The organism is Streptomyces sp. H27-H5 (assembly GCF_026627505.1).
Taxonomy (GTDB): domain Bacteria; phylum Actinomycetota; class Actinomycetes; order Streptomycetales; family Streptomycetaceae; genus Streptomyces.
The window spans coordinates 39,925-53,160 of the sequence record NZ_JAPNLK010000028.1 but is presented as its reverse complement, the minus strand read 5'-3'; the positions used below and the strand labels follow the sequence as shown (position 1 = coordinate 53,160).

Annotated in this window: 12 protein-coding genes and 2 pseudogenes; 8 read left to right on the top strand and 6 right to left on the bottom strand. The window is 72.9% G+C overall.

All coding sequences use genetic code 11. The annotated features are described in order from the left end of the window. Positions 1-86 precede the first annotated feature (86 nt). Together OTB19_RS16260 and OTB19_RS16255 are read left to right on the top strand one after the other, a co-directional pair. Positions 87-1,118, top strand: a complete 1,032-nt coding sequence (locus OTB19_RS16260; RefSeq protein ID WP_385647094.1) for an ATP-binding cassette domain-containing protein — start codon at positions 87-89, stop codon at positions 1,116-1,118. Then, positions 1,115-1,969 (top strand): ABC transporter permease, encoded by an 855-nt coding sequence (locus OTB19_RS16255; protein ID WP_267798949.1) that lies wholly within the window; start codon positions 1,115-1,117, stop codon positions 1,967-1,969. The genes OTB19_RS16260 and OTB19_RS16255 overlap by 4 nt, the downstream gene beginning before the upstream one ends. A gap of 68 nt (positions 1,970-2,037) precedes the next feature. On the opposite strand, the gene OTB19_RS16250 is transcribed toward OTB19_RS16255, so the two are convergent. Further along, complete coding sequence (locus tag OTB19_RS16250; RefSeq protein ID WP_267798948.1) at positions 2,038-5,382, bottom strand: AfsR/SARP family transcriptional regulator; 3,345 nt, start codon at positions 5,380-5,382, stop codon at positions 2,038-2,040. A gap of 61 nt (positions 5,383-5,443) precedes the next feature. Between OTB19_RS16250 and OTB19_RS16245 the strand changes: the two genes are divergently transcribed. After that, positions 5,444-6,238 carry a site-2 protease family protein gene (locus OTB19_RS16245; RefSeq protein ID WP_267798947.1) on the top strand — a complete coding sequence of 265 codons (795 nt, stop codon included), beginning with the start codon at positions 5,444-5,446 and terminating at the stop codon, positions 6,236-6,238. Between the two features lie 49 nt (positions 6,239-6,287). Here OTB19_RS16245 and OTB19_RS16240 read toward each other — a convergent pair whose 3' ends face one another. Then, complete coding sequence (locus tag OTB19_RS16240; protein WP_267798946.1) at positions 6,288-6,473, bottom strand: hypothetical protein; 186 nt, start codon at positions 6,471-6,473, stop codon at positions 6,288-6,290. 196 nt (positions 6,474-6,669) lie between these two features. Here OTB19_RS16240 and OTB19_RS16235 point away from each other — a divergent pair. Then, positions 6,670-8,172 (top strand): annotated as a pseudogene (locus tag OTB19_RS16235) (TerD family protein). Positions 8,173-8,246: 74 nt separating this feature from the next. Here OTB19_RS16235 and npdG read toward each other — a convergent pair. Continuing rightward, positions 8,247-8,951: an NADPH-dependent F420 reductase gene (gene npdG, locus OTB19_RS16230; protein ID WP_267798944.1), complete on the bottom strand. Its 705-nt coding sequence runs from the start codon at positions 8,949-8,951 to the stop codon at positions 8,247-8,249. Positions 8,952-9,046: 95 nt separating this feature from the next. On the opposite strand from npdG, the gene OTB19_RS16225 reads away from it, so the two are divergent. Further along, on the top strand, positions 9,047-9,652 hold the full coding sequence (locus OTB19_RS16225; protein ID WP_267798943.1) for a hypothetical protein: 606 nt from the start codon (positions 9,047-9,049) through the stop codon (positions 9,650-9,652). Positions 9,653-9,713: 61 nt separating this feature from the next. Here the strand turns inward: OTB19_RS16225 and OTB19_RS16220 are convergent, their stop codons facing one another. After that, positions 9,714-9,947 (bottom strand): hypothetical protein, encoded by a 234-nt coding sequence (locus tag OTB19_RS16220; protein WP_267798942.1) that lies wholly within the window; start codon positions 9,945-9,947, stop codon positions 9,714-9,716. A gap of 71 nt (positions 9,948-10,018) precedes the next feature. Here OTB19_RS16220 and map point away from each other — a divergent pair, with 71 nt between their 5' ends. Together map and OTB19_RS16210 are read left to right on the top strand one after the other, a co-directional pair. Then, positions 10,019-10,876: a type I methionyl aminopeptidase gene (gene map / locus OTB19_RS16215; protein ID WP_267798941.1), complete on the top strand. Its 858-nt coding sequence runs from the start codon at positions 10,019-10,021 to the stop codon at positions 10,874-10,876. A 103-nt stretch (positions 10,877-10,979) separates the two neighbouring features. Continuing rightward, entirely contained in the window at positions 10,980-11,672 is a 693-nt protein-coding gene (locus OTB19_RS16210; protein WP_267798940.1) for a heme oxygenase (biliverdin-producing), read from the top strand. Between the two features lie 108 nt (positions 11,673-11,780). On the opposite strand, the gene OTB19_RS16205 is transcribed toward OTB19_RS16210, so the two are convergent. Together OTB19_RS16205 and OTB19_RS16200 are read right to left on the bottom strand one after the other, a co-directional pair. Continuing rightward, on the bottom strand, positions 11,781-12,437 hold the full coding sequence (locus OTB19_RS16205; RefSeq protein ID WP_267798939.1) for a PhzF family phenazine biosynthesis protein: 657 nt from the start codon (positions 12,435-12,437) through the stop codon (positions 11,781-11,783). A 19-nt stretch (positions 12,438-12,456) separates the two neighbouring features. Next, on the bottom strand, positions 12,457-12,867 hold the full coding sequence (locus OTB19_RS16200) for a hypothetical protein (RefSeq protein WP_267798986.1): 411 nt from the start codon (positions 12,865-12,867) through the stop codon (positions 12,457-12,459). On the opposite strand from OTB19_RS16200, the pseudogene OTB19_RS16195 reads away from it, so the two are divergent. Further along, positions 12,761-13,219 (top strand): annotated as a pseudogene (locus tag OTB19_RS16195) (ABC transporter substrate-binding protein); the annotation flags it as partial. The gene OTB19_RS16200 and the pseudogene OTB19_RS16195 sit on opposite strands and share 107 nt — an antisense overlap. Positions 13,220-13,236 lie beyond the last annotated feature (17 nt).

Genomic DNA, 13,236 nt, shown 5'->3' with positions numbered 1-13,236 from the left:
GTCGACGTCCCCGTCGGCGGGCCGGGGGCCCTGTGTGGGTCGGCTGTCGGTCGGCTGTCGGTGCTTTGTCAGTGGCGGCTGGTCCCATGGTGTCCATGACGCGAAACGACAAGACTTCCCCGAGCGGCTCGCACGCCGTACAGGTTCGGGGGTTGGTCAAGCACTACGGCGAGACCAAGGCCCTCGACGGTGTGGACCTCGATGTCCGTGAGGGCACCGTGCTCGGGGTTCTCGGGCCCAACGGCGCGGGAAAGACCACCCTGGTCCGCGTCCTCTCCACCCTGATCACCCCGGACGCCGGGACGGCGACGGTGGCGGGCTTCGACGTGGTCCGCCAGCCCCGGCAGCTGCGCCGCACCATCGGTCTCACCGGTCAGTACGCCTCGGTCGACGAGAAGCTGTCCGGCTGGGAGAACCTCTACATGATCGGCCGGCTGCTGGACCTGCCCCGCAAGGAGGCCCGGTCCCGCGCCGACGAGCTGCTGGAGCGGTTCTCGCTGACGGAGGCCGCCAAGAAGGCGGTCATGCACTACTCCGGCGGCATGCGCCGCAGGCTGGACCTGGCCGCCTCCATGATCGGCCGGCCGGCCGTGCTGTACCTGGACGAGCCGACCACCGGTCTGGACCCCCGCACCCGCAACGAGGTGTGGGACGAGGTGCAGCGGATGGTCGCCGAGGGCGCCACCGTGCTGCTGACCACCCAGTACATGGAGGAGGCCGAGCAGCTCGCGAGCGAGCTGACGGTCATCGACAAGGGCAAGGTCATCGCCAACGGCAAGGTGGACGAGCTGAAGGCCCGGGTCGGCGGCCGCACCCTGAAGATCCGTCCCGTCTCCGCCTCCGATCTGCCGGGCATGGCCCGCGCGCTGGCGGAGGCCGGTCTCGACGGCGTGGCCGGTTCCCAGGCCATCCCGGACGAGGGCGTCCTGCTGGTCCCGATCCTGAGCGACGAGCAGTTGACCGCGGCGATCGGGCTGCTGGCCGGCCGCGGTTACGCGATCGCCGATCTCGGCACCCACCTGCCCAGCCTCGACGAGGTCTTCCTGTCCATCACCGGTCAGAAGCCCTCCGTCGAGGAGTCCGTTCCCGCCCAGCAGACCGAGGAGGTCGCGGCATGAGCACCGTCACCACGTCCAAGCCCGGCAGTACCGCGACCGTCCCGGACGCCGCGCCGCGCGACCTGCCCGACGAGGGCCGGATCGGCCTGCGGGGCAACCTGCGGCACATCAGCGCCCTGGTGCGCCGCAACGCCCTGCAGATCAAGCAGGACCCCGAGTCGATGTTCGACGTCCTGTTCATGCCGATCATCTTCACGCTGCTGTTCGTGTTCGTCTTCGGCGGCGCGATCTCCGGCAAGGGGAACCAGGGCGAGTACGTCAACTACCTGGTGCCCGGCCTGATGGCGATGATGGGCATGAACATCGCCATGGCGGTCGGCACCGGGGTCAACGACGACTTCAAGAAGGGCGTGATGGACCGGTTCCGGTCCATGCCGATCGCCCGCTCGTCGGTGCTCATCGCGAAGATCGTGGTGGAGCTCGGCCGGATGCTGGTCGCCATCACGATCCTGCTCGTCATGGGCTTCATCCTGGGCCTGTCGATCAAGACCTCGGTGCTGGACCTGTTCCTCGCCATCGGCCTGTCGGCCATCTTCGGCGCGTCGCTGATGTGGATCTTCATCCTGCTGGGTCTCACCATGAAGACGGCCCAGGCCGTGCAGGGCATGGCGATGCTGGTGCTGATGCCGCTGCAGTTCGGCAGCTCGATCTTCGCCTCCCCGACGACCATGCCGGGTTGGTTGCAGGCCTTCACGGACTACAACCCGTTGTCGAACCTGGCCGACGCGGCGCGCGGCCTGATGAACGGCGGCCCGGTCGGCCACTCGGTGACGATGACGCTGATCTGGTCGGTCGCCATCACCGCGATCACCATGCCGCTCGCGGTCCGCAAGTTCCGTCACAAGACCTGACGCGCGGAGTCCGTCGGGCGCATGCCGGAACGGTTCTCCCGATGTCGGGGCCCGGCGGAAGCGGTGGTTCAGACGAGGGCGGTGGCCTCCTCCAGGGTGAGGCCGCCGCCTTCGGCGTAGGCCGCCTCGTACGCGCGGTCCCCCAGCGCCGCCCTCGCCGACTTTTCGACGAGGGCGGCGTCCTCGCGTTCGGTGGTGACGGGGAAGTGTCCGGTCGGCACCAGGGCCCGGTAGGCGCCGAGGAGTCGGGCGGCGTCGCGCTCGCGGCGCGGACCGCCGAGTCCCAGGAGGGCCACGGCCGCGATCAGCAGGTGCACGGCCGGCAGTTGGGGGGCCACCATCAGCGCCATCGGGTCCCGGGCGGTGGTCGCGGCCTCCCGGACGAGGGCCAGCGCCTCCTCGTGCCGGCCTTCCTTGTTGTCGAGCCAGGCCAGCACGCCGAGCAGGAAGCCGTCGAAGATCGCGTACGCGCCGAAGGCGAACTCCTCGCGCAGGGAGGTGAGTTCGGCGCGGGCCTCGACGAGGCGGCCGGTGCGGCCGTAGAGCCCGGCGAGGAACATGCGGGCGGCCGGCAGGGCCTCGTTGCGGTACTGGCGGATGACGGCGAGGAGCCCGGTCAGGATCTCCTCCGCCTCCTCCAGCCGGCCCTCCTCGGCGAGGGTGCCGGCCATCCGCACCCGCAGGATCGTGACCTGGGCGGGGGCGCCGAGCCGTTGGGCGTGCTCGATCGCGGCCTGGAAGTCGGCGGCGGCCAGGGCGTACTCGCCGCGTTTCTCCAGGGCTTCGGCGCGGGCGGACAGTGCCTCGGCGCAGCCCCAGTCGTCGCCGAGCTCGCGGAAGAGCGCGAGGCTCTCCTCGGCGTCGCGGGCGGCGTCGCCGAACGACGCGGCACGGTTCGCCCGGATGTTGGCGCGCAGTTGGAGCGCGGAGCCCAGTTCCCAGCGGTAGCCGAGGGCGCGGGTGGTCTCGACGGTCTCGTCGATGATGCGCCGGAGCAGTTCCGGATCGCCGGCGATCATCACGGCGTAGATCCACAGGGCGGTGGGGAACCGGCAGGTCTGGGGCAGGCCGGGCCGGTAGGCCGCGATCATGCCCTCGACCTGGAGGCGGACGTCCGGGGAGTTCCAGCTGCCGCTGTTCTGGTCGCGGGCGGTGAGTTGGATCATCCGGGCGCCGCGCCAGGCCTCGGCGAGCAGTTCGCCGGTGTAGGGCGGGGGCGAGTCGACGAGCCGCTCGTAGACCGGTTCGGCGGGGGCGATCGGCGGGGCGAAGGGGTCCGGACCGAGGGCGACGGCTGCGTCGGCCCAGTGGCGGGACTCGGCGCGCAGGTCGTGCATGTGCCAGTACCAGACGAGGGAGTGCACCAGGCAGAGCACCTCGCCGATGTCCTTGGCGGCGACGGCGCGGCGCAGCGCGGTACGGAGGTTCTCGTATTCGGTGGCGAGCCGCTCGGCGGCCGTGCGCTGGCCGTGTCCGCGCAGCAGGGGCTCGGTGGTGCGGGCGAGTTCGCGGTAGTGGGTGAGGTGGCGTCGTTCGGTGTCGGCGCGGTCCTCGGCTGCCTCGTCCAGGCGCTCGGAGGCGTACTCGGCGACGGTCTCCAGCAGCCGGTAGCGCATGTCGCCGTCGGGTCCGGGGGCGGCGACGACGAGGGACTTGTCCACGAGGGAGCCGAGCGCGTCGACGACCGCGTCCGCGTCGGGGCCGGCGCAGACGGCCTCGGCGGCGGCGAGGTCGCAGCCGCCGGCGAAGACGGAGAGCCGTCGCAGGACGGCCCGTTCGGGTGCGTCGAGCAGGTCCCAGGACCAGTCGACGACGGCCCGCAGGGTCTGTTGGCGGGGCAGGACGGTGCGGGAGCCGCTGGTGAGGAGGCGGAACCGGTCGTCGAGCCGGTCGGCGATCTGGCGGGGGGTGAGCAGGCGCAGCCGGGCGGCGGCCAGTTCGATGGCCAGGGGCATGCCGTCGAGGCGGCGGCAGATCTCCGCGGCGGCGGCCGGGTCGTCCTCGACGCGGAAGCCGGGCCGGGCGGCGGCGCCGCGGTCGGCGAGCAGCCGCAGTGCGACGGGGTCGGGCAGCGGTTCCACGGGGCGCAGCGCCTCCCCCGGCACGCCGAGGGGTTCCCGGCTGGTGGCGAGGATCTGGACGCCGGGGCAGTGCGTGAGGAGCCGTTCGGCGAGGACGGCGGCGGCGTCGATGACGTGCTCGCAGTTGTCGAGGAGCAGCAGGAGGTCGCGCCGGCCGCAGTGTTCGACGAGTCGGGCGAGCGGGTCGTCCCCGCCCCGCTCGGTGAGCGCGCGCAGTTCCTCGGCGGCGGCGCCGCGCAGCTTGGTCTGGCGGGCCCCGAGGGCGGCCAGGGCCGCTTCGGCGACGTCCTCGGGGTCGTCCACGGGGGCCAGTTCGACGAGCCACACCCCGTCGGGCCACATCCCGTCGGGGTGGCCGGCGGCGGCGTGGGCCTCGGCGGCCTCCTGGGACAGGCGGGTCTTGCCGGCGCCGCCGGGCCCGAGCAGGGTGACGAGGCGGGATCGGGTTAGGTCGGCGCCGATGACGCGGATGTCGTCCTCGCGGCCGACGAAGGTGGTGAGGCGGGCCCGCAGGTTGCCGCCGGCGGCGGGGTCGGCGCCCGGGGCGGGCGCGGTGTCGGGCCGTGCCGCGGGGGTCGGGGCGGCGGCCGCCGGGTGCGGGGGCCGTGCCGCGTGGGGTTCCGGCGGGGCGAGCAGGGCGGCGTGGAGGGCGCGCAGTTCCGGGCCGGGGTCGGCGCCCAGGCGGTCGGCGAGGTCCCGGCGGACGTCCTCGTAGGCGGCCAGTGCCTCCGCCGGACGGCCCGCGGCGTCGAGGGCGCGGATCCGCAGGGCCCGCAGCGGCTCGTCCAGCGGGTGTTCCGCGCACAGCGCGGTCAGCTCGGGCAGGATCCGCTCCGCCTCGCCGAGGGCGAGGGCCGCGGCGAGCCGGCCCCGGCGCGCGTCGGCCCGTACGGCCTCCCAGCGGGCGGACTCCCCGGCCGGATCCGGCAGTGAGGCCAGCGCGGGGCCGCGCCACAGGGCGAGGGCCTCGTCGTACAGCGCCGCGGCGGCGGCCGGGTCCCGCTCGGCGGCGGCGGCCCGCGCCAGCCGTTCGAAGCGGTACAGGTCCACGTCCTCGCGGCCGGCGGCGAGACGGTAGCCGCCCTCCCCGGAGCGCACGGCGGCGTGCCCGATCGCCCGGCGCAGGCGCGCCACCAGGGCCTGGAGCGCGGCCGGGGCGTCGGCGGGCCGGTCCCCGTCCCACACCTCGGCGACCAGCAGCTCGGCCGGCACGGTGCGGCCCGGGCGCAGGGCGAGGGCGGTCAGGAGGGCGCGCAGCCGCGCCCCGCCGACGGCGACGGGGTCGCCGTCGTCGGAGAGGGCCTGGGCGGTGCCGAGAATCACGTAACGCACCGGCCCATTGTCGCCGTACCCGGGGGACACCCGTCGCCGTGCCCGGGATAGGTTTCGCCGCATGGGTCACCAGGGCAGCCGCGGCGAGCGGCAGATCAGTTCCGTCTTCCTCGGGATCGTCGCCGTCATGGCGGTGACCGGGTGGGCCGTGTGGACGGGGTACTCGACGAGCACCGGCCTCGCGGTGTTCCTGTTCGTCACGGCGGCGTGGGTGGTCTCGCTGTGCCTGCACGAGTACGCGCACGCCCGGACCGCCCTGCACGGCGGTGACATCACGGTCGGCGCCAAGGGCTACCTGACGCTGAACCCGCTGAAGTACACGCACGCGATGCTCAGCATCGTCCTGCCGGTGATCTTCGTGATCCTGGGTGGTCTCGGTCTGCCCGGTGGCGCCGTGTACATCGAACGCGACCGGATCAGCGGCCGCTGGAAGCACAGTCTGATCTCGGCCGCCGGGCCGCTGACGAACGTGGCCTTCGCGATCGTGTGCACCGCGCCGTTCTGGCTGAACGCCCTCGACGGGGTGCCGATGCCGTTCCGCTTCGCGCTGGCGTTCCTGGCGCTGCTCCAGGTGTCGGCGGCGATCCTGAACTTCCTGCCGGTGCCGGGCCTGGACGGGTACGGGGTCATCGAGCCGTGGCTGTCGCACGGGGTGCGCCGCCAGGTGGCGCCGCTGGCGCCGTTCGCCCTGCTCGGCGTGTTCGCGCTGCTGTGGATCCCGGAGGTCAACGCGTTCTTCTTCGGCGCGGTCAGCGGCATCCTCGACGCGCTCGGCGTGTCCGAGTTCGAGACGTACTGCGGCCGCGACCTCTACCGCTTCTGGCAGGACGCGGACGGCTACTGCGCCGCGGCCTGAGCCGTGGCCCGAGCCGTGGCTCGGGGTACGCCCCCGGATCCGGCCGTCGTCAGCTGTTCGCGCGGGCGGCCTTGTCGGCCTTGGCCTTGCGTACGTAGTACCAGGCCATGTTGGACGTCAGCCCGGCCAGCAGCACCCAGATGATCCCGAGGAAGCTGCCCTCGACGAAGGCGACCACGGCCGCGGCCACGGACAGGGCACAGACGACTACGGCGAACACGGCAAGGCGGGGCATGCGGCACGGCTCCTCGGCGACACGGAACGGGGGTCGGGTTCCTCCAGTGTCCCCCATCGCGCCCCGCCGCCGACCGCCGCCACCCCCTCGGGACATCCCGCCCATTTCCCCCTTCGCCTGAGCGCCGGTCCGCCGGCTGGATACGGTGCGCGAAGCTCCGTCCGAGCGGACGAAGCCGGACGACCGGGGGGAAGCCATGCGGGAGATGACAAAGGGTGCGAACGTCAGTCTGACCGCTCTCGGCGAGGACCCCGGGGCCGTGGTCGTGAGTCTGGGCTGGACCAGCGCGTCGGGCGCCGGCGACGCCGACGTGTCCGTGTTGCTGCTCGACGCGCACGGCAAGGTCCGCTCGGACGACGACTTCTACTTCTACAACCATCCCGCGGCCGAGGACGGCAGCGTCCAGTTGCTCGGGAAGACGCCGACCGACAGGAAGTCGCTGGCCGAGAACGACTCCTGGCAGCCGGCTCGGCTCTTCCCGGTTCCCTCCCTCAAGAGCGACCGGGAGCGGGAGGTGCGCGCGACCTCGGTGCTGCTCGCCGTCATGACGCAGGTGCCCGAGCTGGGCCGCCGGCTCACGGCCGCCTTCGGCGCCCCCGCCGGACGGACGCAGACCTTCACGGAGGTGTCGTTGCCCCACGGCGACGCCCCACGGCGGCCGGACGGTGTCATCCGGATCGAGCGCGCCGGCAAGCTCTGGACGGCGCTCGTGGAGACGAAGACCAACGGGAACCCGCTGCGGGCCGAGCAGGTCCAGGCGTACATGGACATCGCCACGCGGCGTGGCTACGAGGCCGTCATCACGCTCTCCAACGACGTGGCCCTCGACGGCGCCCCCGTGGTCGACGTCAAGATCGACGGGCGCCGCAAGCACAAGGTCGACCTCTGACACCTGTCGTGGGCGGAGGTGGCCCACCAGGCCCAGCTCCTGATCCGCCACGAGGGCGTGGGCAACCCCGCGCACGCCTGGCTGCTCCAGGAACTGCTGGAGTACCTCCAGCACGAGAACTCCGGCTGCCACGGGTTCCAGAACATGGGACCGTCCTGGGTGCCCGTCCGCAAGGGCATCGAGGACGAGACCCTCAACCCGGGCGACGAGCGGGCCGTCGACGTGGTGGAGAGCTGGGAACGGCTGATCCGCCAGGTCTGTCTGCGCCTGGGCGGGGAGCTGGGCCAAAAGGCCCTCCCGGTGCAGCGGGCCCGGCGGGGCAGCGATCCCCGGGAGCGCCGGCTCGCCGCGGCCGAGACCCTGTGCGCGGACGGCCGGCTCTCGGCGGAGCTGCGGGTCGACGGCACGAGCGGGGTCATCGCGGTGACCGCCGATCTGCGGACGGGAGAGGTGCGGACCTCGATGGAGGTTCCCGCCCCGGAGGGCTCCTCCGCGCTGATCTCGGTGAAGAGGCTGGTCCGGATGCTGGCCGAGGCGCCGGCGGACCTCCATGTGGAGAGCCTGGTCGAGGGCGGGATCGGGGCGCGCGGGACCCTGGAGCGGTTGCGGCCGGAGCCGGGGAACCTGCTGCCCCGGGACGGGGCGCCGCCGGCCGGGTTCCGGCTGACGCTCATCAAGGGGATGGGCAATACCCGGGGCAACACGGAATCGGGGTTCATCCGCAGTGTCGACGACGCCGTGGCGCGGTTCCACCAGGGCGTCGTGGGGCGGCTGGGCCCGCTCGATGTGCGGGCCGGCCGGCGCGGCTGACCCTGCGAGCGGTGCCGCTCGGGGTCGGCCGTGCGGGCCGGCGCCGGCCCGCGCCCGGACGGGGCGCGGTCGTCTCAGACGTCCGTGACGCGCAGGCCCGCGTGGGCCTTGTAGCGGCGGTTGGTGGAGATGAGGTTCGCGACCAGGGCTTCGACCTGGTGGGCGTTGCGCAGGCGGCCGGAGAAGACGCCGCGCATGCCCGGGATGCGGGCGGCGAGGGCCTGGACGAGGTCGGTGTCGGCGCGGGACTCGCCGAGGACCATCACGTCGGTGTCGATCTCCTCGACCGTCTCGTCCTGGAGCAGTACCGCCGAGAGGTGGTGGAAGGCGGCGGTGACCCGGGAGTCGGGGAGCAGGGCCGCGGCCTGCTGGGCCGCGCTGCCCTCCTCGACGGGGAGGGCGTAGGCGCCCTGCTTGTCGAAGCCGAGCGGGTTGACGCAGTCGACCACGAGCTTGCCGGCGAGGTCCTCGCGCAGTGCTTCGAGGGTCTTGGCATGGCCCTCCCACGGCACCGCGATGATCACGATGTCGCTGCGTCGGGCGCAGTCGGCGTTGTCGGCGCCCTCGACGCCCAGGCCGAGCTCCTCGGCCGCCGCCTGTGCGCGGTCCGCGGCGCGGGAGCCGATGATCACCTTCTGGCCGGCCCGGGCGAACCGGTAGGCGAGGCCGCGGCCCTGGTCGCCGGTGCCGCCGAGGACGCCGACCACGAGGCCGGAGACGTCGGGCAGGTCCCGGGGGTCCTTGGCCGGCGGCTTCTGCGTGCTGTCTGAGGAAGTCATGGGGGCGAGAGTACTGCCGAGTACGCGTCAGTCGAATGGACGGGAGCCGCCGGTATCGCACCCGCGCGCCCTTTCGCTGGTGCAGGATGCCCGCCATGGATGCGGTGAGGGTGGCGTTGCTGCGCGAGGTTCTCGCCGGGACGCGGTGGCCGGGTGCCGCCCGGGGTTTCGCCGGCGCGTTGCGGCGCGCGGTGGTTCCGTCCGGCGGGGGCCTGCTGCTGGTGGGGACGGAGCGGTACGAGCCGTGGCACATGGCCGCGCACCTGGTGGACGAGGCGGCGTGGTCGGGGCTGCCGGAGCTGGCGCCGACGCTCGTGCGGCACCGTGTGCTGCCGGGCGAGCCGCCGCACCTGTCGGTGGGGCTGAGCCGGCTGGGGGCGGCCCGGCGCGGGCACACGCTGCTGGTGGTGGCCCCGCAGGAGCCGGACGCGGGGCTGCTGGAGCGGGTGCACGACGCGCGGCGGGCGGGGGCGACCGTGCTGTCCCTGGACGGCGGGGATCCCGCGCTGGGGACGTTGGCGCACGAGGCGCTGTCGGTGCCGGGTGCCACGGCCGAGCTGGACCTGGACACGGTGCAGCACCTGGTCAGCGCGGCGGCCGGGGAGAACGGTCCGCCGGGCCGGCGCGGCTCGCGGCGGTTCCGGGACCGGCTGGCGCGGCTGGCCGATCAGCTGACCGCGCCGCCGCCCGGCCGCTGGTGAGGGGCGCCGCCCGGGAGGGGTGCCATCCCACCGCCCCCGCCGGCCCGCCTCACCCTCTGTTTCAGGGGGTTTCCTCGCCCACCTCGGGGGTCTTGTCGTTCCATTTCGGGTCGTTCTGCCATTCGAGGTTGCGTTCCTGCGCCGTCTCCATGGCGTGGGTCGCCTCCTCGGGCGTGGCGTAGGGGCCGAAACGGTCCTTCGCCGGGCAGTCGGGGCCCTCTTCGACCTTCTTGTGGACCAGGCAGTAGTACCACTCGCCGGGCTTGCCGACCTGGCGCTTCTTGAACAGGGCCATCGTCCTCGGGCTCCTCTCGTGCCGCTCTCTGTCGCCAGCTTGCCCCATCACCGCTGGATACACTCGCCTGCATGTCTGGCCAGTCGCTGCTCGTACCAGGCGAGCTCTCTCCCGTCCGTTCCGTTCCCGGCAACATCCGCCGGCCCGAGTACGTGGGCAAGCCCGCGCCCACTCCGTACACCGGACCGGAGGTGCAGACCGCCGAGACCATCGAGGCCATGCGCATCGCCGGCCGGATCGCCGCCCAGGCGATGGAGGAGGCCGCCAAGCACATCGCGCCGGGGGTGACCACCGACGCGCTCGACAAGGTCGCCCACGAGTACATGTGCGACCACGGGGCCTATCCCTCGACGCTCGGCTACCGGGGCTTCCCCAAGTCCCTGTGCTCCTCCGTCAACGAGGTCATCTGTCACGGCATCCCCGACTCGACCGTCCTGCGCGACGGCGACATCGTGAACCTCGACGTGACCGCGTACATCGGCGGGGTCCACGGCGACAACAACGCCACCTACCTGTGCGGGGAGGTGGACGAGGAGTCGCGCCTGCTGGTGGAGCGCACCCGCGAGTCCTTGAACCGTGCCATCAAGTCGGTCAAGCCCGGCCGGCAGATCAACATCATCGGTCGGGTCATCGAGTCGTACGCGAAGCGCTTCGGCTACGGGGTGGTCCGGGACTTCACCGGGCACGGCATCAGCACGTCCTTCCACTCCGGCCTGATCGTCCCGCACTACGACAGCCCGCACGCCACCACGATCATCGAGCCCGGCATGACCTTCACGATCGAGCCGATGCTCACGCTCGGCACCCACGAGTACGACATGTGGGACGACGGCTGGACGGTCGTCACGAAGGACCGCAAGCGGACGGCGCAGTTCGAGCACACACTGGTCGTGACCGACACGGGAGCGGAGATCCTCACGCTGCCCTAGGCCCTGTCGGAGGGCCTCCGGGCCGGGCGAATTTTTACCGACAGGACGTCGGGAACACATTGACTTAGGCAAGCCTAAGTACGAGGATCGAGGTGGGGCGGCGATGCCGCCACGCCATTCTCATCCCCCGATTTCTCGGAGGTCCGCCTTGGACGCCTTCTCCACGGTCATCCGTGTCGCCTCGCACGAGCAGCACACAGAGGCCGAGACCTCGACGTTCATGAGCGATCTGCTCGGCGGCCGACTGGGCGTCGACGCCTACACCCGCTACACCGAGCAGCTGTGGTTCGTGTACCGGGCCCTGGAGGACGCGGCCGAGCCCCTCAAGGACGACGCGGTCGCCGGGCCGTTCATCCGGCCCGAGCTGATGCGCCTGGCGGAGATCGAGCGGGACCTCGCGCACCTGCGCGGCCCCGAGTGGCGCGAGTCGCTGGTGGCGCTGCCGGCGACCGAGGCGTACGCGGCCCGGGTGGCCGAGTGCGCGGCCGGCTGGCCGGGCGGTTACGTGGCCCACCACTACACCCGCTACCTGGGCGACCTGTCCGGCGGCCAGATCATCCGGGACAAGGCCGAGCGCACCTGGGGCTTCGAGCGCAAGGGCGACGGCGTGCGCTTCTACGTGTTCGCGGACATCTCCAACCCGGCCGCCTTCAAGCGCACCTACCGCGAGCTGCTGGACGCCATCTCCGCGGACGACCTGGAGAAGCAGCGGATCATCGACGAGTGCAAGCGCGCCTTCGACTTCAACGGCGCCGTCTTCCGCGAACTGGGCCGGGAGTTCCCGCTCAGCGCGTGAGCGACGTCCGGGACCGACCGGTGCACGAGAGGCAAGGGGCGGCCCCGCCGGGGGCCGCCCCTTGCCCGTGTCCGGCGCCGCGGCACTCGACCGGGTCGGTCGGGGTGCTCAGTTCCCGGGGGCGAAGCGCACGCGTCCGCCGATCTCGACCGTGCCGTCCGGGCCGGGCGCGGTGAGGAGTTGGGAGCCGGCGCCCTGGGTGATGTTCAGGGCGCGGTTCAGCTCGGCCGTGAGCAGGATCGCGGCCGAGCCGGTGGCCTCGTCCTCGACGACGGCGCCGTCGGGGCGGCGCGGAAACCCGCGGGCCCGGATCCGGCCCGCGGTCTCGTCCTCCCACGCCCAGGCGTACAACCAGCCCTCGCCCGGCGGCGGGGCGGGCAGCTCCTCGACCTCGGCGGCGGACGCGTACTGCTCGGTGCGCTTGCCCTCGACCCATTCGGGGCGGGCGGTGATCCAGGTGAACTCGCCGTCGTCGCGGGCCCAGACGGAGCCGACCGGCGGCTGGAGTTCCTCGATGTCGAGCAGCCAGGCGAGGCCGACCAGCGGGTGCCCGGCGAAGGCGAGCCGTGTGCCGGGGGTACGGATGTCGACGACCCCGCGTTCGGGGTCGTCGACGAACACCGTCTCGCTGTAGCCGAGTTCGGCGGCCAGCGCCTGCCGGGACGCGTCGTCGGGGCAGATGCGGCCGTCGCGGACGACTCCGAGCAGGTTGCCGTACCGGCCGTCGCCCGCGCAGAAGACCCTGAGCACGTCGAGATCGTTCACGCGGGCATTCAAGCACGGCTCAGCCCTGGGTCATGCGCCGCCTGCGGGCGATGAGGACCGCGCCGGCGCCGGCCGCGATGACCGCGCCGGAGGCTCCGAGCAGGGCTCCGGCCGGGATCTCGGCGCCGGTGGAGGCGAGGTTGCCGCCCGCGCTCCCGCCGACGGTGCCGCCGCCGCCCGTGCCCGTACCGCCGGTGGTGCCGGTACCGCCCGAGGTCGAACCGCCGGTGGCGTCGGGGGCGGTGACGTCCTTGTCCACGGACACGGTGAGGTTGACGTCGTCGATCCGGTCACCGGGCGCGTAGCCGTCCTGGTGGACGGGGGTGGAACCCCTCACCCCGTCACCGACGCCCGCCCTCCCGGTGACCGTGCCCTCGGCGGACGGCACCTCGGTGACCATCACCTCGGCGGACCGCGTGGTCCCGCTCACCGGCAGCCTCAACGAGATCGTCCACACCCTGGGGCTCGGCGACCGGGTCGTCGCCCGGGACATCACCGCCACCTTCGAACAGGCCGCCAAGCTGCCGGTGGTGACACGAGCACACGACGTGTCCGCCGAGGGCGTGTTGTCGCTGCGCCCCACGCTGGTGATCGCCGAGACCACCACCGGCCCCGCCGAGGCGATCGGGCAGATCCGCGACGCGGGCATCCCGCTGCTGGTCGTCGCCCCCGCCAAGACGCTGGACGACGTACGGAAGCGGATCGACACCATCGCCGGCGCGCTGGGCGTCAAGGACGCCGGTACCCGACTCGGCCGGCGCGCCGCCGACCGGATCGCCGCGTGGTCTCCGTCGACGAC

Coding starts and splice junctions, on each gene's coding strand:
- OTB19_RS16240 (WP_267798946.1), bottom strand. CDS start 6,473: ATGCCCCGCCTTGCCGTGTTCGCCGTAGTCGTCTGTGCCCTGTCCGTG.
- OTB19_RS16260 (WP_385647094.1), top strand. CDS start 87: ATGGTGTCCATGACGCGAAACGACAAGACTTCCCCGAGCGGCTCGCAC.
- OTB19_RS16210 (WP_267798940.1), top strand. CDS start 10,980: ATGCCGCCACGCCATTCTCATCCCCCGATTTCTCGGAGGTCCGCCTTG.
- map (WP_267798941.1), top strand. CDS start 10,019: ATGTCTGGCCAGTCGCTGCTCGTACCAGGCGAGCTCTCTCCCGTCCGT.
- OTB19_RS16245 (WP_267798947.1), top strand. CDS start 5,444: ATGGGTCACCAGGGCAGCCGCGGCGAGCGGCAGATCAGTTCCGTCTTC.
- OTB19_RS16220 (WP_267798942.1), bottom strand. CDS start 9,947: ATGGCCCTGTTCAAGAAGCGCCAGGTCGGCAAGCCCGGCGAGTGGTAC.
- OTB19_RS16255 (WP_267798949.1), top strand. CDS start 1,115: ATGAGCACCGTCACCACGTCCAAGCCCGGCAGTACCGCGACCGTCCCG.
- OTB19_RS16225 (WP_267798943.1), top strand. CDS start 9,047: ATGGATGCGGTGAGGGTGGCGTTGCTGCGCGAGGTTCTCGCCGGGACG.
- npdG (WP_267798944.1), bottom strand. CDS start 8,951: ATGACTTCCTCAGACAGCACGCAGAAGCCGCCGGCCAAGGACCCCCGG.